A 23,605-nucleotide genomic window follows, 5' to 3' on the forward strand; every position below is an offset into this window, starting at 1 on the left:
CTTATGTAATTAGGGTAAAATGAATTTGTATGCCAAGTTATTATCGGCAATACATACAATGGGAGGAATATAACAATGGCGAAACATGAATTACCAAATTTACCTTATGCGTATGATGCGTTAGAACCTCATTTTGACAAAGAAACAATGAACATCCATCATACAAAACATCACAACACATACGTAACAAACTTAAATGCTGCATTAGAAGGACATGCGGAATTAGCAGAAAAAAGCATTGAAGAGTTAGTTGCAAACTTAAACGAAGTGCCAGAAGCAATTCGCACAGCAGTACGTAATAACGGTGGTGGACATGCAAACCACTCTTTATTCTGGACAATCCTTTCTCCAAATGGCGGCGGACAACCAGTAGGTGAACTTGCAGGCGCAATTGAAGCGAAATTCGGTAGCTTCGACGCATTTAAAGAAGAGTTTGCAAAAGCAGGCGCAACTCGCTTCGGTTCTGGCTGGGCATGGCTTGTTGTAAACAATGGTGAATTAGAAGTAACAAGTACACCAAACCAAGATACTCCATTAATGGAAGGCAAAACGCCAGTTTTAGGATTAGACGTTTGGGAGCATGCATACTACTTACACTACCAAAACCGTCGTCCTGACTACATCAATGCTTTCTGGAGCGTTGTAGATTGGAACGCAATTGAAAAACGTTACCAAGACGCAAAATAATGATAATTGTAAAAACTAGGAGATGCTTCTCCTAGTTTTTTTGTTTTCTCTTCTATAGAGAACCGATCAGTTCACCTGGCTATCAGTGAGAAAAGTGCTAACTAATGAAAGTTTCACTTTTCATTTTTCTTCTTTACATAATTGTAACCTTCTTTGGAAGACTAGAACATGAAGTAAAGGAGAGTTTATATGAAGTGGAAACATTTAGTTGGCGATGTTGAGGTGAATCGTGATTTAGTTTTATTACTCATAATTGGCGGATTATATACGTTGGCCATTTCGTTGTCCAATACGTTTGTTAATATTTATTTATGGAAACAAACGAAGGATTTTATGAATATTGGCTTCTATAATTTAGCAAGCGTTGTTTTACAGCCGCTCACTTTTCTTGTTGCCGGAAAACTTGCGAAACGAGTAGATCGTACGATTTTGCTCCGCATCGGTGTAACAACATTAGCTGTTTTTTTTATTGTTGTCTTACTGACAGGAACGAATGCTTCCCAGTATATTTTACTTATCGGTGGTTTACTTGGGATAGGATATGGGTTCTACTGGCTCGCATTTAATTTGTTAACATTTGAAATTACAGAGCCAGAAACACGTGATTTTTTTAACGGATTTCTCGGACTCCTTACCTCATTTTCAGGCATGATTGGTCCAATTGCATCCGGATTTATCATTTCACGTATGGAAAAGTGGAGTGGATATACAGTTGTTTTTTTCCTATCTTTAACCTTATTTACCATTGCGGTAGTTGTCAGTTTTTTTCTGACAAAACGTGAATGTGAAGGGCGTTACGAACTTGTTGAAGTAATGAAAGAAAGGGAAAATAATAAAAACTGGGGAAGAATTACACTCGCTCATTTCTTTCAAGGACTTAGAGAAGGTACGTTTATATTTGTTATTTCTGTATATGTGTATATGGCTTCTGGCAGCGAATTAGCGCTGGGGAAATATGGGCTTGTAAATTCCGCTGTTTCTTTTATTTGCTATTATGTAGTAGCACGTGTATTGAAAAAGGAATGGCGAAAAAAAGCCATTTTACTCGGTGGAATTATTTTATATGCAGTTGTATTTTTAGTTGTCTTTCATGTCACATATACGAAATTACTTATTTATGCAGCTTGTATTGCCGTAGCATATCCGATTCTTCTTGTTCCATATGGTTCAATGACATATGATATAATAGGAAGAGCCAAACAAGCAAAGGAGCGGCGAGTAGAGTATATTGTTGTTCGTGAACTATGGCTAAACGGAGGAAGAATCTGTTCGGTTTTAAGTTTTTTACTAGCTGTTTCATTATTTCCGGCAGAAAAGAGCTTGCCTATTTTATTATTAATATTAGGTGCTGGACATTTACTTATCTATTTTGCGATTCGAAATGTCAAATATGATGATGAAAAAGCATGCCATGCGGGGCTTGCAGCTGTACAAACGACGCAAAATACAACAGAAGGAGAAGGTTAACTTCTGTTGTATTTTATGTTAAAATAATAGAACGTATATAACAGTAGCGAGGACACCTGAAGAAGGTGTCCCTTTCCGCTTACATAGCTGTTGGTAGAGGGGGTTCGTATGAGTAAGAAAAAGAAAAAAAAGAAAACCCACGTTCCACTTCGGTTAAACGTGTTGTTTTTCTGTGTATTTTTACTGTTTTCATCAATAATTGTTCGATTGGGTATGGTACAGATTGTCCATGGTGAAGATTATAAAAATGAAGTAAACAGAAAGGAAAACTTAACGGTAAGCAACCCTGTTCCGCGCGGGAAGATTTTTGATAGGTATCACCGTGCGGTGGTGGATAATACACCACTTCGAACGATTACGTATACAAGAGTAAAGGGGTCAAAACCTGAAGAACGTTTAGAAACAGCAAAGCAACTCGCAAAGCTGCTTGATGTACCGACTGATAAATTAACAGAGCGAGATAAAAAAGATTTTTGGATTCTGTTAAATAAAGACCGGGCAAAAGCAAAAATTACGAAACAAGATGATGCTGATTTGAAAGCAAAAAAAATTGATGATAAACAACTGGCACAACGTCAGCTTGATCGCATTACAGAAGAAGAGTTGAATGAATTAACTGCTGACGACTTAGAAGTGTTGGCAATTAAGAGTAAGATGGAAGGCGGCTATGCGATGACGCCGCAAATTATTAAAAAAGATGTGACGCCTGAAGAATATGCTATAGTTAGTGAGAATTTAGCGAAGCTTCCAGGGGTAGACACTACAGTTGATTGGGACCGTCACTATGCTTATGGGGATATGTTCCGCACTGTACTTGGCGGCGTAACAACTTCTGATCAAGGATTACCGAAAGAGAATCAAGACTATTACTTAGTTCGTGATTATAACCGCAATGACCGCGTCGGAAAAAGTTACATTGAGCAGCAATACGAAGATGTATTGCATGGCACGAAAGCACAAGTGAAAAATATTACGGATCAAAAGGGAAATATTCTTGAAACTGTATATCTTTCTAAAGGAGAAAGTGGAAAGAATTTAACGTTAACCATTGATATGGAACTGCAAAAGAAAGTTGAGCAAATTATTGAAGAAGAAATGAAAGCAGCAAAAGCTTCAGGCGGAGCGGAGTATATGGACCGTGCGTTTGTTGTGATGATGAATCCAAAAAACGGAGAAATTTTATCAATGGCTGGTAAACAGTTTGGAGAAGAAAATGGACAAAGAGTTATCAACGACTATGCACTTGGTACGATGACGAGTGCATATGAAATGGGTTCAACTGTAAAAGGGGCAACTGTGTTGACTGGATATCAAAAAGAAGCCATTGCACCAGGGGAAGTAATTGTTGATGAACCGATGAAGTTTAAAAGTACAGATTGGAAAAAATCATGGAAAACAATGGGGGCGATTAATGATTTAACAGCCCTGCAACAATCTTCCAACGTATATATGTTTAAAACAGCGATGAAAATCGCAGGTGTAGATTATGTTCCAAACGGTACATTAAGTGTTAAACAAAAGGACTTTGATACAATGCGTTATTACTATAGTCAATTTGGGCTTGGAGTACCAACGGGAATAGATTTACCAAATGAAATGGCAGGAGTAAAAGGAAACGCAGTAGGACAACCTGGTAAGCTACTCGATTTAGCAATCGGGCAGTTTGATACGTATACACCGCTGCAATTGGCGCAATATGTATCAACGATTGCCAATGGTGGTTATCGGATGAAACCACAGATTGTAAAAGAAATTCGCAAACCGACTTCAAAACCTGAAGAGTTAGGAAAAGTAGTAGATTCGATGGAGCCGGTTGTCTTAAATCGAATAGATATGAAAGATGAGTACATTAACCGCGTTCAAGAGGGTTTTAAAATGGTAATGCAAACACCGAACGGAACTGGATATACGAATGGTTTTGCTGGTGCAACATATGATCCGGCAGGAAAAACAGGAACCGCACAGGCCGCTTATGCTGGTCCAAATGCAAAAGAGGTAAGAGCGCAGATAGGTGATAGATCCATATATAATTTAACACTTGTTGGTTACGCACCGGCGTCTGATCCAGAAGTTTCCTTTTCTGTTGTTGTTCCGTGGTTGTCTGGTGATCAAAACCCAGTAAGTAAAAAAATTGGACGCCGAATTATGGACGCATATTTTGATTTGAAAAAGCAAGAAGTAAACGGAAATACTGGACCAATAGAAGATACGAAGAAAACAAATGAAGAAGAATAAAAATGTGTAAGATTGGCACACTATCTGTGAAGATAGTGTGCTTTTTTTTATACATGTTGCATATAGTGATGACAGAAGTGTACAAGCCTAAGAAAAATTTATGTACACTGCTTACTTTCAAAAGGAGGGATGGAGAATATCTCATAAATGCGAGCATATATACCCATTTTGTTTTAACGTTTCGCATGGCAGGAGCAGGACCTAACCGCTTCTATGCATGGCCAGATGCTCTCGCCCATCTAAAAAACAAGGGTTTTTATCTCGGTTTTTTCATTTGTATATAGATATTTACAAAACTTTTACAAACTATTAAAACCGTATTAATAGTTCAACATTATTCTTATATATGTACTCCTGTTAGCAGGAGGCTCCTAGGAGGAAGTATTACGTGAAACGTAATAGAACATACACCATGGTTTTTATAATAGCAATGTTTTGTTTATCTGTTCATACGTTACCTGTTTCCGCCGCTAGTATTGTAGGAGAAGTACAAATTGATGGATCTTCTACAATTTTTCCGATTATGGAAGCAGTAGCAGAAGAGTATACGAAGCGAGAACCTCATGTAAAACTTTCTATTGGTATATCTGGAACGGGAGGCGGATTTCATCGTTTTGGAAAAGGAGAAGTAGATATAACAAATGCTTCTCGGTCAATGAAAAGAGAGGAAGAACGGCTTGCTAAGAAGCATCATATTACGTATACGCCGCTTCAAATTGCTTATGACGGTCTTACACTTATTGTGAATCGTGAGAATACGTGGGCAGATAATCTTACAATAGAAGAGTTACAAACGGTATGGAGTGATAGTGAAACAACGAAAAAATGGTCGCAAATTCATCCTAAATGGCCGCATGAAACGATACAATTTTACGCACCAGGGGTAGATTCTGGTACGTATGATTATTTTCAAAATGTAGTGTTGCAACAAAAGCAGATCACAAGAACAGTTACATTATCTGAAGATGACAATGTTTTAATACGAGGTGTTATGAGTAATAAGCACGCAATTGCATTTGTTGGATATGCATATTATGCTGCGAATCATGATAAAGTAAAGGCCGTAAAAATTAACGGTATTTCTCCGGCGAAAGAAACAATACAATCCGGAGCATATAAGCCGTTGTCTCGGCCGCTTTATGTATATGTAAATAACTCTTCTATTCGAGAGAAAAACAGTGTTGCAAATTATGTCTCTTTTATGATGAAGCATGCTGGAGAGCTTGTAGAAGAGATTGGATATGTGAAGTTGCCGCAATATAAATATAATGAACAGCTACAAATGTTAACAGAAATGCAAAAATAATGTCAAGATGGAAAGGGGTTTTCATCTTTGGCTCGTAATAAAAAGAGTCATGTTACGATTTCTGTTCAACATTTGATTGAAAGAAATACAGGCAAACGAAAGAAAGCACAGCGAATCAATCAAATGGTTCCTTTTGTGTTACGACTAATCGCCAGTATCTCTATTGTTACAACGATGGGGATTATTATAACTTTGGCAAATGAAACATTTATGTTTTTTGAAAGGGTATCAATAGTTTCCTTTTTTACAGAAAAAGAATGGCTTCCTTTTTTTGAAAATCCTAAGTTTGGTATTTTACCACTTATATATGGAACATTGCTTGTAACTGTTATCTCTATGATTGTTGCCGTTCCGATCGGATTAGGCTGTGCAGTGTTTTTAAGTGAATATGCGTCTAATACGGCAAGAAAGGTGTTAAAACCAGCATTAGAGTTATTGGCAGGGATTCCGACAATTGTATACGGTTTTTTTGCTTTAACAGTTGTTACACCTATTTTGCAACGCATCGTTCCAAATTTACAGTTTTTTAACGCGCTTAGTCCGGGGATTGTAATTGGCATTATGATGATTCCAACGATTGCATCTCTTAGTGAAGATGCGATGCGTGCTGTTCCTCATAAAGTGAGAGAGGCTTCTTTTGCGATTGGCGCCACTCGTTTTGAAACGACAAAGCATATAGTGTTACCAGCTGCTTTTACTGGAGTTTTAGCAGCAATTGTGCTAGCTGCTTCAAGAGCGATTGGAGAAACGATGATTGTCGTCATTGCGGGGGGATCGACGCCGAGTTTATCGTTAAATCCGACACAGTCTATACAGACGCTAACAGCATATATTGTGCAAGTTAGCTTAGGAGATGCCCCTTATGGAACAATGCCCTATTACAGCATGTATGCTGTCGGAGCGACGCTATTTATTTTTACGTTGATTATGAATATGATTGCACAGCGTATTATGCGTCGTTTTAAGGGGGCGACATAATATGCGAATGCTAAACGAGCGAAACATAGAAGAACATATGCCTGCTCGGTTTTGGAAAGATCGTGTATATAGAACTGTATTTCGCATAGCGATGTTATTTTCACTTTGTATATTAATTTTTTTGCTGTATCAAATTTTTCAGCAAGGAATAACATATATTTCATTTGATTTTTTAATCCGTTTTGCATCACGAAATCCAGAGCAAGCTGGAATTGCAGCAGCTTTATCGGGAACGATTTTATTTATGAGTGTTGTCGCTCCTACTTCTTTTTTATTTGGAGTAGGAACAGCCCTATATTTAGAATACTATGCAAAACAATCATTGTTTACAAAAATAATTGAGGTCAACATTCAAACGTTGGCAGGAGTACCATCAGTTGTTTTTGGATTATTAGGATTAACAATGTTTGTATATGGCTTACAGTTAGGAGAAAGCATATTGGCAGCCGCATTAACGATGAGTCTTCTCGTCTTGCCAACGGTTGTTGTTGCAGCGCAAGAAGCGCTTCGCTCTGTACCAAAGTCGTTGCTAGAAGCTTCTTATGGAGTAGGAGCAACGAAGTGGCAAACGATGTATCATGTTGTGATTAGAGCGGCAATGCCAGGGATTTTAACAGGTTGTATTTTAGCGTTATCACGAGCGATTGGAGAAGCGGCCCCGTTACTTGTCATTGGGGCACTTGCTTTTGCAAACTATGTACCGCTTGATGTAATGGATAGATTTACAGTTTTACCAATTCAAATCTTTAATTGGATGAATAGGCCGCAAGAGGAATTTCAACATGTAGCAGCAGCTGGAATTATTGTGTTATTAGTGCTGTTATTTCTTATCAATATTTTTGCAATATGGCTGAGAAATCGTAAGTAAGAAGGAATGGATGAAAGGGGATCTTCAAAATGGTATCTACAGTATTAAAAGTTCAGGTGAAAAATGAAGAAAAGGCAGAACCTCAAACAAAAAAAGTTGTATTTGATACGAAAAATTTAAACTTATGGTATGGGGAAGACCATGCATTAAAAGATATTAATTTAAGCATTCATGAAAATGAAGTGACGGCGATTATTGGACCAAGTGGATGCGGAAAATCTACGTATTTAAAAACATTAAATCGTATGGTTGAGCTAGTACCAATCGTGCGGACAACAGGGGTAATTGAGTATCGCGATCGCAATATTTTTGATAAATCTTATCCTGTTGAAGAACTGCGTACGCATGTTGGAATGGTATTTCAGAAGCCAAATCCATTCCCAAAATCAATCTATGAAAATGTTGTATATGGTCCGAAAATTCATGGTATTCGCGATAAGAAAACGTTGGATGAAATTGTTGAGAAAAGTTTACGCGGTGCGGCGATTTGGGATGAATTGAAAGATAGATTACATGATAATGCATACGGATTATCCGGTGGGCAGCAGCAACGTTTATGTATTGCGCGTTGCTTAGCAATTGAACCAGATGTCATTTTAATGGATGAACCAACATCAGCATTAGATCCAATTTCTACGTTAAAAGTGGAAGAGTTAATTCAGGAGTTAAAGAAAGATTTTAGTATTGTTATAGTTACGCATAATATGCAACAAGCAGCTCGTATTTCTGATAAAACTGCTTTCTTCTTAAGTGGAGAAGTTGTGGAATATACGGATACAAATAAATTATTTACAACTCCAACAGATAAACGAACAGAAGATTACATTACAGGACGCTTCGGTTAATAGTATCTGCTTGGGGGGGCCAATTTGTCTTTTTATCCCGTATTAACGGCCAGTAAGACCCCCACCTCAAGATTCAGAGAGAAGCAGAGAGGGGATAACTGCCCGTAAAAGCCCGATTGGTGAGGGCTTTCCGTCAGTGGGGGATGAAGACCCCCAACTGACGGAAGTTTCACTTTATTTAATGCTTTATTTTATATGAGAGTGCATGTGTAACAGCTGAAGGAGGAAGCAACATGGTACGCGAACAATTTCAATATGACTTACAAACATTACAGCAAAAGGTTATTGAACTAGGTGAATTAGCAAAACAAGCTCTTGAAATTGCAATGGAAGGGTTGCGCACAAGAGATGTAGAGAAGGCGATTGAGGTAATCGATGGTGATTACCGTATGGATAATTTGGAAGAAGAAGTTAATGATTTTGCATTAATGTTGATTACGAAACAACAGCCGGTTGCTAGTGATTTACGAAGAATTTTTGTTTCGATTAAAACGGCAACAGATTTGGAACGTATTGCAGATCACGCGGTAAATATCGCTAAGGCAACAATTCGTCTTGGAGAAAAAGAGATACCAGTCTCATTACAAAACCTTGAAAGTATGTTTAAAATTTCAATAGATATGTTACAAAATGTAATTCAAGCTTATAGAGAAGAAAACTTAACATATGCCAAAAAGATTGCTGAGATGGATGATGAAGTCGATGAACTGTATGGGAAAGCAATTCGTGAGTTTATTTCTTCTATTCCAAATAAGCCAGAGGCGATTGGACAAATCACACAGCTATCGTTTATTGCACGTTATATTGAACGAGTAGCAGATCATGGTACAAATATTGCAGAAAATGTTTTTTATCTTGTAAAAGGAAAGCATTATTTGTTAAATGAATAAAGTGAAAATTCCGTCAGTGGGGGGCTTACTGCCCGTTGGTGCGAGATAAAACTTATTACGAGAGGAATGCGAAAGCGTTCCCCTTTTTTTAGTCAAAATATTACAAAAAAGTATTATTGTTACTTTCTTGTTGCGGTGATAAGATGGATTATAATGCAATTTTAAGAAAACGCTTACTTTTATGATGCGTGGAAGTTTCACTTTACCCCGCTCAAACGGCTGGTAAGAAGTACAGGCAAGAAGAAAATCAAACCATCCGTAAGAGCCCGATTGGTTCAACTAACCTTTCATGAGAAGGGCGTTCATGAAAGGAAGTTTCACTTTATTCTTCTATATGAAGAGAAAAGAGGGATGTATGGAGCCTTTGCGTATTTTAATGTTGGCATGGGAATATCCCCCGATGATGGTAGGTGGTCTTGGAAGGCATGTGTATGAATTATCACGAGCTCTTGCATATTATGGACATGACGTGCATGTAGTAACTGTACACGAAGAGCAATGTACAACATATGAAAAGGTACATGGTGTACATGTACATCGTGTTTCAGTTGATTATCGTGAAAAGTATCATTTTTATGAGTGGATTGCTGCGTTAAACAAATCTATGCTTGCTTATACACAAGAGCTATGTAAAGGTTATGTGTTTGATGTAATTCATGCTCATGATTGGCTTGTTGCTATTTGTGCTATGGATTTACAAAAAAAGCAACAGTTAACTCTTGTTACGACAGTGCATGCAACGGAACATGGACGGAATAGCGGGATTTATACATCATTGCAATGGAAAATACATATGCATGAAAAAGAGCTAGTAAAAGAATCTAATGTTGTAATTGTTTGTAGTCAGTTTATGAAGAGTGAAGTTATGCGGAATTTCGAAATAAATAGTGAAGGCGTTATAGTACATCCGAATGGAATTGATTGTAATTTTTTTCATGCGGTTACGCCTTCACTAGAAATCACAAAGCGCTATCATTTATCGGATCGATTGGTTGTATTTTCAATTGGTCGTATTGTGAATGAGAAGGGTTTCTATACCATTATTGAGGCAGCACCACATATTACCCAGCGGTACCCGCAAGTTTTATTTATTATTGCAGGTCAAGGAACTATGTTAGAACAGTACCGTGCGGTTGTTCAGAGAAAAGGACTGCAACATTCTATTCTTTTTCTTGGTCATATTACGGAAGAAGAGCAACGAGCGTTTTTCCAAAGATGTGATGTATTGTTGATTCCAAGCTTGTATGAGCCTTTTGGAATTGTTGTGTTAGAAGGAATGCTCGCAAAGAAACCAGTTTTAGTTTCGCGTGTGGGCGGCCTGCAAGAGATTATTATAGAGGGTGTGAATGGATTTCTAATGAAAGCAGGCTGTGCGCAAAGTTTGAATGAGAAATTAATATGTATTATAGAGCAACCAGAAATTGCTCAGTGCGCAGCAAATAAAGGATATGAAGATGTTCTTGTTCACTATAATTGGAGTGAAATTGCAAGAGCGACCGCACATACGTATGAAAAAGCAGTTCAACATCATAAATGTGGAGGTTGAATGCCGATGAAGGGGGTTATTTTAGCTGGAGGGAAAGGGACGCGTTTACGTCCGTTAACATGTAACCTTCCAAAGCCCATGTTACCTCTACTACAAAAGCCAGTGATGGAATACAGTATTGAACTACTGAAACAGCATGGTATTCGCGAAATTGCTATTACTGTTCAATATATGAGTTCTGTTATTCAAAATTATTTTGGTGATGGTAGTAAGTGGGGAGTGAAACTATATTACTTTGAAGATACTCCTCCTCTCGGTACGGCGGGAAGTGTAAAACAAGCAGAGAAGTTTTTAGATGAGCCATTTGTTGTAATTAGCGGAGATGCACTAACAGATTTTCATTTATCTAAAGGAATTGATTTTCATAATAGTCATAGTGGAATCGTTACGATGTTTGTGAAAGAAGTAGTTAATCCATCATCTTATGGATTAGTTGTTACAAATCAGCATTATGAAATTATTAAATATATCGAAAAACCAAGTTGGAATGAAGTAATTTCTAATACAGTAAACACCGGTATTTATATCATGGACCCCGACATTTTTTCTTATATTACACCTCATACGTTTTTTGATTTTAGTCACCATGTATTTCCTTTATTAGAAAACAAAGAAGCAATGTATGGATATGTAGCGAATGGATATTGGCTTGATATTGGAACGTTTACTCAATATCGCCAAGCTCAATTTGACTTGCTTACGAAGAAAGTTCATGTACCTATTTCATATACAGAAGTGTTACCAATGGTATGGATTGGAGAAGATGTAACAATTGAAAAGGGAACAAAGATACACGGACCTGCTTTTATTGGTGAGGGAACAACAGTGAAAACAGGAGTTATTATTGAACCGTATTCTATTATTGGTAAGCATAGCTTAATTTCTGCATATACTCGCCTTAAAAAAAGTATTTTACTTGCTCATACGTATGTAGGAAAGCGATGCGAATTGATTGGAACTACAATTGGAGCCAGTACAATTATTGAAGATGGAGTTACTTTATTTGAAAAGAGTGTTGTGGCTGATCAGTGCCGAATTGGTCAGAATGCAGTGATTAAGACGAAAGGGAAAGTATGGCCAGAGAAGATAGTTGAGAGCAGTACAATTATTGCTTCATCTGGAATTACAGAACATGAAAATATTTCGTGTTTTTTGCAGAAAAGTCGTATTTGCGGTAGAAGTAATTTAGATATTACGCCACAAGTTGTCGTGAAATTGGCGATGGCATATGGTTCTTTATTAGCAGAAGGAGAAAGTTTGCTGATTGGTAGCAGTACACATGCAGAAGCACAAATGTTTAAACATATTTTTTTACATGCTGTTCATACAGTGGGAGTGCATACAATGGAATGCCAAGAAATGAATGAATCTTGCTTCCGATATGCAACCGAGCAAACAAATGTCGTTGGCGGAGTGTTTTTTTATAAGGGGCAAGATGAGAAACTTGTTATTCAATTTTATAATGGAGAAGGAATGGGATTAACGTATAAAAAGCAAAAAGAAATCGAAAATTTGTATATGGCAGAGTCATTTCGATATGTCGATTGTAAAAAAATTGGGAATGACGAAGTCATACATGTTTGTTCAGAAATGTATATTGAATCTGCTTTGGAATTAATAGATGTACCTGCTATAAAAAAACAACAATTTCATCTTCTTATAAATAAGTGGGATGAAATGTTTCAGCCTTTGCTATTCTCATTTTTACAGAAAATCGGCTGTACAGTAACGTGGATATATGCCACTGAGCAAAAAGAACACATCAAGTCATTAATGAAATCGAGCCAAGCGGATATGGCTATTATCTTTCGTGAGCAAGGGAACGAATTTGAATTATACGATGCTTATGGGAATATTTACAAAAATACAAATTGTGAAGAGATTGATATTCCTAATTTATTGTTTGAAAAAGACGAATGTTTCTATCCATTATCATTGAAATTAGGAGAATGTTATCTTCTTTTTTATATGCATAATGAGAATAAGAAGTTATTGCAAATGAGGTGGCAGCAAGATATTTTATTTCGAGTTGGTAAATTATTGGAGTTAATTGTTCTTCAAGGGAAAACATTGCCAGCGATGTTAGAGCAATACCCACCACTTTATTTATTGTGTGATGAAGTAGTTTGTTCATGGAATGAGAAAGGAAAAGTGTTAGGAATGTTGCTACGAGATATGGCGCAGCGAGAGTTTGAAGTATTAGAAGGAATTAAGTTTACACATGCAGAAGAAGAGTGGTCTTATATTGTTTCGGATGTAAATCAACCGAAATTTCTCGTGTATTCCCATGCAAGAAATCCAGTTATAGCAAAGGAGAATATGGATAATCTTATAGAAAAAATTAGACAATATCAAAAGGTGTAGAATTTTTGTTTTAAAAGTGTTATTATGGTATAGTCTGATTTAAGTTATTAGTGACTGGAGGGAAATAAGAATGCGTGTGAATATTACTCTAGCATGTACAGAATGCGGAGATCGTAACTATATCTCTAAGAAAAACAAACGTAACAACGCTGAGCGTCTTGAGCTTAAAAAATATTGCAAGCGTGACAAGAAGTCTACGTTACACCGCGAAACAAAGTAAGCAGTAGGAATATTTTCCTACTGTTTCTTTTGTATATAGGGGGAATTCAAAATGAAAGAAGAGAAAAAAAGATTACGAACAGAAATATTACAGCGTATGAATGCTTTATCAGAAGAACAGTATACGACTTTATCAGAAAAAATTGCAGATTCTCTATATAAACAACGAGAATGGATTGAGGCTAAAACAATTGGGATTACACTTTCTATGGAGCGCGAAGTAAATACATATGCAATTATTGAAAAAGCATGGGAAGAAGGAAAAGCAATTGTTGTTCCAAAATGTAATCGTGAAACGAGAACAATGACATTCCATCAAATTACAAGTTTTGAACAATTAGAAACCGTTTATATGAATTTACGAGAGCCAGATCCGTCTATGACAGAAGAGGTATTAGCAGAGGAGATAGATTTACTTCTTGTACCAGGTGTTGCCTTTACACGAAAAGGAGAGCGTGTAGGGTATGGCGGAGGATATTATGATCGTTATCTTGTGAACTATAAAAGGAAAACGCTATCATTAGTTTTTGATTTTCAAATTGTTTCTCATATTCCAGTTGAACCGTTTGATAAGACTGTACAGAAAATTATTACAGAAAAAGAAACGTTTTCTATTTTATAACTTATATAGGCAAATTATAAATTGACGATTCTTTTTTATGTTTATTATAATAAACTATGTGAACGTTTTCTTATTATGTTTTTATAGTAAGTAGACATTTAGAGGGTGAAAAAATGAAATCTATTTATGATATTCAACAATTATTAAAGCAATTTGGAACGATTATTTATACAGGAAATCGTGTTGCAGATTTACAATTAATGGGCGATGAGCTTCGTGAATTATATAAATCACAGCTTATTGAACCGAAAGATTATCAAACTGCCTTGTTTTTATTAAAGCAAGAAATTCAAAAAGAAATACATGTAGATACAAATTGAAAAAACAACTTTCTTAAGGCGGGCGAGAGCATCTGGCCATGCATAGAAGCGGTCAAATCCCTTTCCTGCCATGTGCCATACGAAAACAAAGAGAGAAAATGAGTGTAGATTACTTTTTGTTCTGTATAGCAGTGGTTTATATGTTGAGAAATTAAAATGTTTGATTAGCGAATGGCTGGAGAAACAGAGGAAAGAAGGAGAATGACATGGAAGAGAAATGGTTGGTTGGTGTTGATCTTGGTGGAACAACAATTAAATTAGCATTCATTAATATTTATGGTGAGTTTATACATAAATGGGAAATCCCAACGAATACAAGTGAACAAGGAAAACATATTACACTTGATATTGCAAAAGCAATTGATAAAAAGTTACAAGAATTAGGTGAGTTAAAAAGCAAACTGGCTGGAATTGGGATGGGTGCCCCGGGGCCGGTTCACGGTGCTTCTGGAATGATTTATGAAGCAGTAAACTTAGGGTGGAAAAACTATCCTCTTAAAGATTTATTAGAAGTAGAAACGGGTTTACCAGTTGTCGTTGATAATGATGCGAATATTGCAGCGCTTGGAGAAATGTGGAAGGGTGCTGGGGAAGGTTCAAAAGATATTATTTGTATGACGCTTGGAACGGGTGTTGGTGGCGGCGTTATCGTAAACGGTGAAATTGTCCATGGTGTAAGCGGAGCGGCTGGCGAAATTGGTCATATTACAGTTGTAACGGAAAATGGTTTTGCTTGTAACTGTGGAAAATCAGGATGCTTAGAAACAGTTTCTTCTGCAACTGGTATTGTACGGGTTGCAATGCAAAACATGCAGGAAACAGATGAGGATAGTGTATTACGTAGGGTGTTAGAACAAGAAGGACAGATTACATCTAAAGATGTGTTTGACGCACTTGCACAAGGTGATGCATTAGCAAAAACGGTAGTCGAAAAGGTTGCTTCGTATTTAGGGCTAGCAGTAGCAAATTTATCTAGTACATTAAATCCAGAGAAAATTGTTATTGGCGGTGGTGTATCAAAAGCAGGTGATGCATTGTTACAACCAATTCAACGTTATTTTGAACAATATGCATTTTCACGTGCTGTTAAAAGTACAAAACTAGCAATTGCGACACTTGGTAATGATGCTGGGGTAATTGGCGGAGCATGGCTTGTGAAAAAGTATATTTATGAAGCAAAGTAATAAAATAAAGCTTTATCCCGCATTAACGGGCAGTAAGACCCCCACCTCAAGATTCAGAGAAAGCATTGTCCAGCTCTAGCGGCTAGAATCTCCGGTCGTTTCGCCCCCTCAGACGAGGCAAAAAGCACCTCTTTGTCAGGGGCGTGGGCGTCCTACGATTCTGAGCGAGCCGCTTCCGCCTTTCTAAAGAAGATAGGTGGGGGATAACTGCCCGTAAAAGCCCGATTGGTGAGGGCTTTCCATCAGTGGGAGATGAAAAAAACTCTCCACTGATGGAAGTTTCACTTTATATTTGTAGAAGATGAGCAAGAAAAGAAAAAGGAAGGGAAAACCCTTCCTTTTTCATATGCTAGAAATCATGATGTATGTAGAGATTGTAAACAATTGCTTAATGTGTTGGTGGATAGCCATTGTTTAGCACTGTCATGACTGTAAACCACCCGAAAACAAGTACAGTTGCAAGGGAAAAGCCTCCAGCAAGAAGGTTCTTGTCTCGCAACGTTTTAAGAGAAGAGTATACAGCTAACAGAGTGACTAACGCAAAAATAATAACAAGACCCATACATATCCTCCTCTACTCTCTCGTTTTTTGTCTGAGTTTTTGTAATATTTTTTCATTTTTTATTGTACATGTTTTCTATATAGTTGTCGAGGTATCGTTTCGTTTCTTATAAGAAGAAAATGTTGTATGATGAAAGTGAGTGTCATGACTGGAGGAGATTAAGGATGAATTGGATTCAAATGCCATTAGGACCACTACAAACAAATGCATATATTTTAAGTAACGATCAAAAAGAATGTATTATTTTTGACCCAGGTAATGAAGGAGAAAAACTTATAAATTATGTAAAACAAGAACAATTAAAACCATTAGCTATTTTATTAACACATGCACATTTCGATCATATTGGTGCAGTGGATGAAGTACGTACTGCTTTTCAAGTTCCAGTATATGTTCATCAAGAAGAAGCGGATTGGTTAGGAGATGCTACTGTTAATGGTTCACAAATTTTTATGATGAATCGTAGTATTACGGCAAAACCTGCGGATCACATCATTGAGGGAGAAGGAACATTAACAATTGGTTCGTTTACGTTTGATATGTTTGAAACGCCGGGGCATTCACCAGGAAGTATGTCGTACTATTGCAAAGAGGCAAACGCTGTAGTTTCAGGGGATGTTTTATTTCAAATGAGCATTGGGCGCACTGATTTACCAGGAGGTAGCTTCCAAGAATTAATCATGAGTATTGAGGAGAAGTTATTTGTATTACCCGATGATACAAGCGTGTTATGTGGGCATGGTTCAGAAACAACCATAGGCTTTGAAAAAGAAAATAATCCATTTTTACAATAAGGGGAACGGCGATGAAGCACGTTCTAAAACAAGCGATGGAAAAAGAAAAAGACCAGTCTATTTCTTATAGTACATATATGAGCCTTGCTTTATATGACGTAAATAACGGCTATTATATGAAAGAACGTGAAAAAATTGGCAGGCAAGGAGACTTCTTTACAAGTAGTAATGTGTCCTCTGTTTACGCAAAAACATTTGCTCATTTTTTTATTCGGCTTGTAAAAGGAGAAGTTATTTCACCCCATATATGTGAAATTGGTGGTGGAACAGGGAGGTTTGCATACGATGTGTTGCAAGAGTGGCAAACGATATCCCCTGAAACGTTTGTAAACATGCAATATTCTATTATAGAAGTGAGTCCATTTCATAGAAGGTTGCAAAAACAGCAGCTTATTTCTTTTGCAAACGTTTCGCAATATGCATCCTATGATGAATTGGATGCCGCTTTTACAGGAATTGTTTTTTCAAACGAGTTGTTTGATGCGTTTCCTGTTGAAGTAATTGAGAAGCGGGAAGGCGTGTTATATGAAGTACGCATAAAGTATAACAGTGAAGGCGGACTTATTGAAGTATTGCGCCCGTTAGATGATGAACAGATTATAAGCTATTTACAAAGACACCAAATTCAATTGTATGAAGGACAGCGATTTGAAGTACCATTACAAATGAATGTTTATGTAAAACAGCTCACAAGATGGTTACAAGAAGGCTTACTTATAACAATCGATTATGGATATACAAATGAAGAATGGATGCACCCAGCTCGTCGTGAAGGAAGTTTACGAAGTTATTATGAGCATCAAATGATTCGTAACCCTCTTCAATTTCCAGGAGAGATGGATATAACAACTCATATTCATTGGGATTCATTGAAGATTGCCTGCGAAGAACAAGGCTTACAAACAGTATGGCATACGAAACAAAGAGAATTTTTGCTTGCCGCAGGAATTTTAGAACAACTTGTTAATCATGAAGATCGTAACCCATTTTCTGATAATCAAAAGAAAAACCGTGCGATTCATTCTATGATTTTACAAGGTGGAATAAGCGATGCTTTTGATGTTGTCATTCAGCAAAAAGGGTTGCCTCAATTTAATTTAGATCATTATTTGCATATCTTTTCATAAAACAAGGCGCAGTATAAAATACTGCGCCTCATTTTATAGGTAAATACGACATTTTGTTTAGGAGTATGTTTATATTTCACCTCATGATATATATTTATATTAAAGATATGAGATGAAAAATACATACATAATACACCTTTTGTTTATTTGAATGCACCTAACCTAGTAATACACGAACTAATTGGATAATTGTTTCATTTTCTACTTTGTAGTAAATTTCCAATCCTTTTCTTTCACTTGAAACAATTTTAGCGCTTTTTAACTTCGCTAAATGCTGAGAAATTGTAGATTGGGGCATGTTTAAGCCTGTATACATTGTAGAAACGTTACTTGGCCCTCGCTCAATCAATCCTTTTACAATACATAAACGAACTGGATGAGCAAGTACTTTTAATAATTCCGCATTGTTTTCATATAATTCTAATTCCTGTTGAAAGGTTTCTAACATCTTTTCTCCACCTCCATGTGTGCTTATTATACCCATACTATACATAACAAAATTCTAAACCAAAGAGAATAGTTGTTGCAAAAAAAATGCTCTAAAGTAAAGAAATTGTAAGAAAAGAGACCGTGATGTAAATAAATTGGGTAAATCTAGACATATTTCCATTAAGATAAACCAGTGCTTATAGATTGCAATAATGAATATTTTTGTTCTCGATAAAAAAACGTTTACATTTATATTACAATTTTACCATATTTTATTTTTCTTTCAATAATGAAAATGAAAAAATTTTTCGATAATTTAAGAGGAGTTGTATATCTTAATCTGGAAATTAATAGAGATAGAAAGAAGGGATAATCATGAGAATAGAATTTTTAGGAACAGGCGGTGCTACACCAACTCCAAGGCCAGGGAGTTATAGCAAAGTAAGTAAAGAAGCGAGAGAGGAAGGTTTACCATATAGTAGAATGGGACCAAGTGTTTTTATTCACGATCTCAGCTTATTAATTGATACTCCAGAGGAAATACGCTTGCAATTGGAGCGATCTCAAATTTTGAAAGTAGAAGCCGGGATATACTCTCATTGGCACCCAGACCATACAATGGGCCGGAGAATTTGGGAAACGATGGCGTTTGAAACGAACAAAGGTTGGGGCACTGCAGTATATGTACCAGAGCAAGTAGCGGAAGATATGAAACAATTTTTAGGATCGTGGGACCATCTGCAATTTATGCAGCAGCAAAGATGGATTGATTTAATTGTATTACGAGATGGGCAATCCTTCGTGAAAAATAAAGTAAAAGTTACGCCATTTCGTTTATATGAACAATATGTCTATGCATTCTTATTAGAAGAAAAAGAAAAGCGAGTACTTATTGCCATGGATGAATTATATAAATGGGAGCCACCTACTCATTTAATTGGTAACTTAGATGTAGCTATTTTACCGATGGGAATTGCTGAGTTTGATTGGAAGACGAAAGAGCAAATAAGAGACCGTGCCTTTATTGAACGCATACGCGAGGCGACGTTTGAAGATACGCTAGAAGTGGCGAAACGATTACGAGCAAAACATACAATTATTACGCACATTGAAGAAGTAGACAATCTCGGATATGACGAATTGAAAGAAATTGAAGCTGAATTACGAGCAAAAGGTATGAATATAACGTTTGCTTACGATACGATGAAAATCGATGTATAGCGGGGAAAAATACATGGCTGTAACAAAAGGGAATCTATATGGAAACACAGCTAGATTTTATGATTTAGAAGAAAGGAAAGATTGTGGGGAATTATCATTTTATCTTGAAAGAGCTTCTAAATTATCAGGTGATATTTTAGAAATTGCTTGTGGGACAGGAAGAATTACTTTGCCCTTAGCTCAAGCGGGTTTTTCGGTATGGGGAATTGATTTATCCGAATATATGCTACATTTACTTAAAGAAAAGCTACACACACTGTCTAATGAAATTCAGAAGAATGTTCATCTTCAACAAGCAAGTATGACGAATTTTGTTATGAATAAGAGCTATAATTTAATTTTAATTCCGGGTATTTCATATCAAGCACTTCTCAAAAAAGAAGACCAAATAGAATGTTTAAAAACAGTGTATCACCATCTTAAAGCTGATGGAGAATTTATTTTCAATGTATTTCGCCCTTTTAAGCAATTAGATGAAACTTGGATTCAACCTGAAAAGATTCAATGGGAGAAGATAGATCCGCAAACAGGAAGTACAATTCAAAAATCTCATATTGCCAAAGCAATTGATGTGGAACATCAAATTATTTACCCTGAATATATATTTCGGATTACACATGAGAACGGAACAAAAGAAGAATTAAGAGAACAGTTGTCTCTAAAATATTACTACTATGAACAAATAACGGATATGATTCAGGCTGCTGGCTTTACAATCGCTGAGCAATATGGGAATTATGATGGTAGCTCTATTGAAGATGGGGCAGAGATGATTTTTGTTTGTAAGAAGTAAAAAGGAGAATTTGCTTAAGGCTAGATGAACTTTCATCTTCTATTTCCACTAACGAGAATTATGTGAGAAAAGTTCCTTCAGTCTTCTGAAGGAACTTTTGAGTCGATAATTCTTTTTCAAAAGACCAATACTTACTGTTTTCATTTTTTAGCAAGTAAATTCCTGTTATGCAGAAAAAAACATGACCGCTACTATGCGGGGCTAGATGCCCTCGCCCGCCTAAAAAGAAAAAGGTTTTTATGTCGGTTTTTTAATTTGTATTTATATAATTCTCTAGTTGACTCCTTTTTTAGAGATAACGACTTCTTCTACATACGTAAGCGCATGCTCAAAGTCCGCAATTAAATCATCTGCGTTTTCTAATCCAACAGATAAGCGCAGCAGTGCATTTGAAATTCCTCGTTTTTCACGTTCTGCTTGTGACATCGCAGCGTGTGACATTTTTGCTGGATACGAAAGAATCGATTCAACAGCTCCTAAACTAACTGCGAATACGGGAAGTTGAATGTGTGCTAGAAATTGTCGTAATGCATTTTCAGATTCTAGTGTAAAGGAAAGGACCGCTCCTGCTGATTTTGCTTGATTGTGCTGCGTTTCATATCCGGGGTGTGATGGTAACCCAGGATAATAGATATCTTTAATTTTGGGATGCTGCTGTAAATAACAGGCGATTTTTTCAGCGTTTCGTGAAGAGTGCTCTAAGCGAACGTGCAATGTTTTTAAACCGCGAAGGACAAGGGAGCAATCTTGTGGTCCTAATATAGCTCCAAAAGAATTTTGTAAAAATCCAACTTTTTGTGCGAGTTCTTCATCTTTTACGATTGCTAATCCGGCAGTAACATCACTATGACCTGCAAGAAATTTTGTTGCGCTATGGAGAACGATATCAGCCCCAAGTTCTATTGGTTTTTGGTAAAGGGGTGTTAAAAATGTATTATCAACAAAAGTGAGTGCATGGGCAGATTTTGCAAGTTCACAAACGGCTCTAATATTTGTTACTTTTAATAATGGATTTGACGGTGTTTCAACGTAAAAAACTTTTGTATTGGGACGAATATTTTGTTCTACCTCTTCTAAATTTGTCATGTCAACGAATGTGTGTGAAACGCCGTAACGAGAGAGAACTTCCGTTATAATTCGGTATGTACCTCCGTACACGTCTTCAGAAATAAGGACATGGTCTCCTTGAGATAAAAGAAGAAAAGCAGTTGAAATAGCAGCCATGCCAGATGAAAAGGCAAATCCTTTGCTTCCGCCTTCTAGTAAAGCGATTAGTTCCTCGAGAGCTTCGCGTGTTGGATTTCCAGAACGACTATAATCATATTTTCCAAATGAATCTACATCAAATTGATGAAATGTAGATGTATTGTAAACAGGAACATTTACAGCACCTGTTTGTTTGTCATGCTTAAAACGATTATGAAGTAAAAGCGTATCTAGGGAATAACTCATATTCTCACTCCTTCTTTTACTTGTTTTAAAGTTTGCTGTAAGTCTTGAATTAAATCATCTTGGTTTTCAATTCCTACGGAGAAGCGCAGCAGACGATTACAAACGCCTCGTGCTATGCGAATATCTTCTGGTATATCGGCATGTGTTTGTGTTGCGGGGTATGTAATAAAGCTTTCTACACCGCCAAGACTTTCTGCAAACGTAATAAGAGAAAGCGATTGTAAGAATGGATCAATCCACGCTTCTTCTCGTAGTTTAAAAGAGATCATACCGCCTTTTCCTGGATAATACACATCGGTTATGGCTTCTTCTTCTTGTAAATAGGAAACAATTGCTTTTGCGTTCTCTTCATGCTGCCTCATGCGCAGCGCTAATGTTTTCATGCCGCGTATTAAAAGCCAAGAATCAAATGGATTTAACACCGCTCCAGATGCATTGTGATAGTAAGCGAGTTCTTCGCATAATTTTGCCCCTTTTGCAACAACGAGTCCGCTTAATACATCATTATGACCGCCTAAATACTTTGTAGCGCTATGCAGGACAATGTCGGCACCTGTTGTTAATGGTTGTTGCAAATAGGGTGTGTAAAATGTGTTATCGACAATAAGGAGCAAGTCGTGACGTTTTGCAATGGCAGCAACTGCGGCAATGTCCATTATTTGCATAAGTGGATTTGTTGGTGTTTCTATGAAAATGGCTTTTGTTTTCGGTGAAATTGCTTTTTCAATTTCTTCTATATGTTGTGTATCTATATATCTACATCGAACATCCCATTTTTGCTCGTGTTCTGTAAATAACCGATATGTTCCGCCGTATAAATCTTCAGATACAATTAGTTCGTCACCAGAGCGAAATAGTGAAAGGACAAGAAGAACAGCAGCCATTCCTGAGCTACAGGCATAGCCTTGCTCGCCATGTTCTAAGTCAGCGATCGCGCGTTCTAATAGAAGGCGTGTTGGGTTTCCAGTTCGGGAATAATCAAACCCTGTTGACTTTCCAATTCCTTCGTGGCGATAAGCAGTGGAAAAGTAAACGGGTGGGTTGACCGCTCCAGTTATTGTTTCACTGCGATTTCCAATTTGGGCAAGCTTTGTTTCCATTGTAGACATAATAGAATTCCTCCCTAGTACAAAATAAAAAAGCCTTCTAAGAAGAAGGCTTATATACGGGAAATATAGTCTTCTTCTTATCTGTCAAATCATTTCTCAATTTGCTGGAATTAGCACCTTATTAACAAATAAAAAGCTTGTTAATGGTTGCTGAGGCGTCATTGGGCCAGTCCCTCGACCTCTCTCGATAAGAATTCGAAATATGAAGTTTTTGATTATGTTTTTTACTTTACAACAAATTTAGAAAGAAACGCAACTATATTTTGAATAATTTTATTTTTCTTTATTTTCATTGACTTTCGTATTTTAACATGCTAAATTAGTGAAAAAATTAACAAAGATTGTTAATAAGTGAACGGATAATGTTTACTTTTTGTAATTATAATCGAATGAAACTCTTATTAAGAGTGGTGGAGGGAAAGGCCCTGTGAAACCCAGCAACCTTCAAGCAATATGTTTGAAACGGTGCTAAGACCTGCAGAACAAATTGTTCTGAATGATAAGAGGAGGATAAAATGCTGTCCCCCTCTTCTCAATGAAGAGGGGGGTTTTTTATATAAATACAAATTAAAAAACGACATAAAAAC

Annotated in this window: 22 protein-coding genes and 2 riboswitches; of the genes, 18 read left to right on the forward strand and 4 right to left on the reverse strand. The window is 36.8% G+C overall.

Annotation, left to right across the window (positions count from 1 at the left end):
• Positions 1-75: 75 nt before the first annotated feature.
• The 14 genes from sodA (at position 76) to WAZ07_RS02910 (ending at position 15,531) form a co-directional block, all read left to right on the forward strand.
• Complete coding sequence (sodA, locus tag WAZ07_RS02845) at positions 76-687, forward strand: superoxide dismutase [Mn] (protein WP_090913743.1); 612 nt, start codon at positions 76-78, stop codon at positions 685-687.
• 189 nt (positions 688-876) lie between these two features.
• Positions 877-2,154, forward strand: coding sequence for an MFS transporter (locus WAZ07_RS02850; protein ID WP_336471229.1), 1,278 nt, complete (start codon positions 877-879; stop codon positions 2,152-2,154).
• Between the two features lie 108 nt (positions 2,155-2,262).
• Positions 2,263-4,389, forward strand: coding sequence for a peptidoglycan D,D-transpeptidase FtsI family protein (locus tag WAZ07_RS02855; protein WP_336471230.1), 2,127 nt, complete (start codon positions 2,263-2,265; stop codon positions 4,387-4,389).
• 412 nt (positions 4,390-4,801) lie between these two features.
• The gene (locus WAZ07_RS02860; protein WP_396548460.1) at positions 4,802-5,695 is read left to right on the forward strand and encodes a PstS family phosphate ABC transporter substrate-binding protein; all 894 of its coding nucleotides are present in this window, start codon (positions 4,802-4,804) and stop codon (positions 5,693-5,695) included.
• A gap of 27 nt (positions 5,696-5,722) precedes the next feature.
• Complete coding sequence (gene pstC / locus WAZ07_RS02865) at positions 5,723-6,673, forward strand: phosphate ABC transporter permease subunit PstC (RefSeq protein ID WP_090913751.1); 951 nt, start codon at positions 5,723-5,725, stop codon at positions 6,671-6,673.
• A 1-nt stretch (position 6,674) separates the two neighbouring features.
• Positions 6,675-7,541 (forward strand): phosphate ABC transporter permease PstA, encoded by an 867-nt coding sequence (gene pstA / locus WAZ07_RS02870; RefSeq protein ID WP_336471231.1) that lies wholly within the window; start codon positions 6,675-6,677, stop codon positions 7,539-7,541.
• A gap of 29 nt (positions 7,542-7,570) precedes the next feature.
• Positions 7,571-8,386, forward strand: a complete 816-nt coding sequence (pstB, locus tag WAZ07_RS02875) for a phosphate ABC transporter ATP-binding protein (protein ID WP_336471232.1) — start codon at positions 7,571-7,573, stop codon at positions 8,384-8,386.
• A gap of 233 nt (positions 8,387-8,619) precedes the next feature.
• The gene (gene phoU, locus WAZ07_RS02880) at positions 8,620-9,276 is read left to right on the forward strand and encodes a phosphate signaling complex protein PhoU (protein ID WP_336471233.1); all 657 of its coding nucleotides are present in this window, start codon (positions 8,620-8,622) and stop codon (positions 9,274-9,276) included.
• A gap of 304 nt (positions 9,277-9,580) precedes the next feature.
• A complete protein-coding gene (locus WAZ07_RS02885; RefSeq protein WP_336471234.1) occupies positions 9,581-10,822 on the forward strand; it encodes a glycosyltransferase family 4 protein in 1,242 nt (413 codons plus the stop codon).
• A gap of 6 nt (positions 10,823-10,828) precedes the next feature.
• Positions 10,829-13,186 (forward strand): sugar phosphate nucleotidyltransferase, encoded by a 2,358-nt coding sequence (locus WAZ07_RS02890; protein ID WP_336471235.1) that lies wholly within the window; start codon positions 10,829-10,831, stop codon positions 13,184-13,186.
• A 70-nt stretch (positions 13,187-13,256) separates the two neighbouring features.
• Positions 13,257-13,406, forward strand: a complete 150-nt coding sequence (gene rpmG, locus WAZ07_RS02895; RefSeq protein ID WP_012095458.1) for a 50S ribosomal protein L33 — start codon at positions 13,257-13,259, stop codon at positions 13,404-13,406.
• 51 nt (positions 13,407-13,457) lie between these two features.
• Positions 13,458-14,027, forward strand: a complete 570-nt coding sequence (locus tag WAZ07_RS02900) for a 5-formyltetrahydrofolate cyclo-ligase (RefSeq protein ID WP_336471236.1) — start codon at positions 13,458-13,460, stop codon at positions 14,025-14,027.
• A gap of 113 nt (positions 14,028-14,140) precedes the next feature.
• Positions 14,141-14,347, forward strand: coding sequence for a YqgQ family protein (locus WAZ07_RS02905; RefSeq protein WP_336471237.1), 207 nt, complete (start codon positions 14,141-14,143; stop codon positions 14,345-14,347).
• A 206-nt stretch (positions 14,348-14,553) separates the two neighbouring features.
• Positions 14,554-15,531, forward strand: a complete 978-nt coding sequence (locus tag WAZ07_RS02910; protein ID WP_336471238.1) for an ROK family glucokinase — start codon at positions 14,554-14,556, stop codon at positions 15,529-15,531.
• Between the two features lie 388 nt (positions 15,532-15,919).
• On the opposite strand, the gene WAZ07_RS02915 is transcribed toward WAZ07_RS02910, so the two are convergent.
• On the reverse strand, positions 15,920-16,093 hold the full coding sequence (locus WAZ07_RS02915) for a DUF2759 domain-containing protein (protein ID WP_090913764.1): 174 nt from the start codon (positions 16,091-16,093) through the stop codon (positions 15,920-15,922).
• Between the two features lie 164 nt (positions 16,094-16,257).
• Here WAZ07_RS02915 and WAZ07_RS02920 point away from each other — a divergent pair, with 164 nt between their 5' ends.
• Together WAZ07_RS02920 and WAZ07_RS02925 are read left to right on the forward strand one after the other, a co-directional pair.
• A complete protein-coding gene (locus WAZ07_RS02920; RefSeq protein ID WP_336471239.1) occupies positions 16,258-16,887 on the forward strand; it encodes an MBL fold metallo-hydrolase in 630 nt (209 codons plus the stop codon).
• Between the two features lie 11 nt (positions 16,888-16,898).
• A complete protein-coding gene (locus WAZ07_RS02925; RefSeq protein WP_336471240.1) occupies positions 16,899-18,014 on the forward strand; it encodes a class I SAM-dependent methyltransferase in 1,116 nt (371 codons plus the stop codon).
• 157 nt (positions 18,015-18,171) lie between these two features.
• On the opposite strand, the gene WAZ07_RS02930 is transcribed toward WAZ07_RS02925, so the two are convergent.
• Positions 18,172-18,462 (reverse strand): ArsR/SmtB family transcription factor, encoded by a 291-nt coding sequence (locus WAZ07_RS02930; RefSeq protein ID WP_020062633.1) that lies wholly within the window; start codon positions 18,460-18,462, stop codon positions 18,172-18,174.
• A gap of 356 nt (positions 18,463-18,818) precedes the next feature.
• On the opposite strand from WAZ07_RS02930, the gene WAZ07_RS02935 reads away from it, so the two are divergent.
• A complete protein-coding gene (locus tag WAZ07_RS02935) occupies positions 18,819-19,664 on the forward strand; it encodes an MBL fold metallo-hydrolase (protein WP_336471241.1) in 846 nt (281 codons plus the stop codon).
• Between the two features lie 13 nt (positions 19,665-19,677).
• Entirely contained in the window at positions 19,678-20,457 is a 780-nt protein-coding gene (locus WAZ07_RS02940) for a class I SAM-dependent methyltransferase (RefSeq protein WP_336471242.1), read from the forward strand.
• 273 nt (positions 20,458-20,730) lie between these two features.
• On the opposite strand, the gene metC is transcribed toward WAZ07_RS02940, so the two are convergent.
• Both metC and WAZ07_RS02950 read right to left on the reverse strand, forming a co-directional pair.
• Positions 20,731-21,909 (reverse strand): cystathionine beta-lyase, encoded by a 1,179-nt coding sequence (gene metC, locus WAZ07_RS02945; RefSeq protein ID WP_336471243.1) that lies wholly within the window; start codon positions 21,907-21,909, stop codon positions 20,731-20,733.
• Positions 21,906-23,018, reverse strand: coding sequence for a methionine biosynthesis PLP-dependent protein (locus tag WAZ07_RS02950; protein ID WP_336471244.1), 1,113 nt, complete (start codon positions 23,016-23,018; stop codon positions 21,906-21,908). The genes metC and WAZ07_RS02950 overlap by 4 nt, the downstream gene beginning before the upstream one ends.
• 74 nt (positions 23,019-23,092) lie before the next feature.
• Positions 23,093-23,212, reverse strand: a riboswitch (SAM riboswitch).
• A gap of 201 nt (positions 23,213-23,413) precedes the next feature.
• A riboswitch (SAM riboswitch) is annotated at positions 23,414-23,524 on the forward strand.
• Positions 23,525-23,605 lie beyond the last annotated feature (81 nt).

It is taken from the genome of Bacillus bruguierae, assembly GCF_037104725.1.
Classification (GTDB): Bacteria; Bacillota; Bacilli; order Bacillales; family Bacillaceae_G; genus Bacillus_A; species Bacillus_A bruguierae.

Coding starts and splice junctions, on each gene's coding strand:
- WAZ07_RS02855 (WP_336471230.1), top strand. CDS start 2,263: ATGAGTAAGAAAAAGAAAAAAAAGAAAACCCACGTTCCACTTCGGTTA.
- WAZ07_RS02925 (WP_336471240.1), top strand. CDS start 16,899: ATGAAGCACGTTCTAAAACAAGCGATGGAAAAAGAAAAAGACCAGTCT.
- metC (WP_336471243.1), bottom strand. CDS start 21,909: ATGAGTTATTCCCTAGATACGCTTTTACTTCATAATCGTTTTAAGCAT.
- WAZ07_RS02890 (WP_336471235.1), top strand. CDS start 10,829: ATGAAGGGGGTTATTTTAGCTGGAGGGAAAGGGACGCGTTTACGTCCG.
- WAZ07_RS02930 (WP_020062633.1), bottom strand. CDS start 18,462: ATGTTAGAAACCTTTCAACAGGAATTAGAATTATATGAAAACAATGCG.
- WAZ07_RS02935 (WP_336471241.1), top strand. CDS start 18,819: ATGAGAATAGAATTTTTAGGAACAGGCGGTGCTACACCAACTCCAAGG.
- pstA (WP_336471231.1), top strand. CDS start 6,675: ATGCGAATGCTAAACGAGCGAAACATAGAAGAACATATGCCTGCTCGG.
- WAZ07_RS02920 (WP_336471239.1), top strand. CDS start 16,258: ATGAATTGGATTCAAATGCCATTAGGACCACTACAAACAAATGCATAT.
- WAZ07_RS02950 (WP_336471244.1), bottom strand. CDS start 23,018: ATGTCTACAATGGAAACAAAGCTTGCCCAAATTGGAAATCGCAGTGAA.
- WAZ07_RS02860 (WP_396548460.1), top strand. CDS start 4,802: ATGGTTTTTATAATAGCAATGTTTTGTTTATCTGTTCATACGTTACCT.
- pstB (WP_336471232.1), top strand. CDS start 7,571: ATGGTATCTACAGTATTAAAAGTTCAGGTGAAAAATGAAGAAAAGGCA.
- rpmG (WP_012095458.1), top strand. CDS start 13,257: ATGCGTGTGAATATTACTCTAGCATGTACAGAATGCGGAGATCGTAAC.
- WAZ07_RS02885 (WP_336471234.1), top strand. CDS start 9,581: ATGAAAGGAAGTTTCACTTTATTCTTCTATATGAAGAGAAAAGAGGGA.
- WAZ07_RS02915 (WP_090913764.1), bottom strand. CDS start 16,093: ATGGGTCTTGTTATTATTTTTGCGTTAGTCACTCTGTTAGCTGTATAC.
- WAZ07_RS02850 (WP_336471229.1), top strand. CDS start 877: ATGAAGTGGAAACATTTAGTTGGCGATGTTGAGGTGAATCGTGATTTA.
- phoU (WP_336471233.1), top strand. CDS start 8,620: ATGGTACGCGAACAATTTCAATATGACTTACAAACATTACAGCAAAAG.
- WAZ07_RS02940 (WP_336471242.1), top strand. CDS start 19,678: ATGGCTGTAACAAAAGGGAATCTATATGGAAACACAGCTAGATTTTAT.
- WAZ07_RS02900 (WP_336471236.1), top strand. CDS start 13,458: ATGAAAGAAGAGAAAAAAAGATTACGAACAGAAATATTACAGCGTATG.
- sodA (WP_090913743.1), top strand. CDS start 76: ATGGCGAAACATGAATTACCAAATTTACCTTATGCGTATGATGCGTTA.
- WAZ07_RS02905 (WP_336471237.1), top strand. CDS start 14,141: ATGAAATCTATTTATGATATTCAACAATTATTAAAGCAATTTGGAACG.
- WAZ07_RS02910 (WP_336471238.1), top strand. CDS start 14,554: ATGGAAGAGAAATGGTTGGTTGGTGTTGATCTTGGTGGAACAACAATT.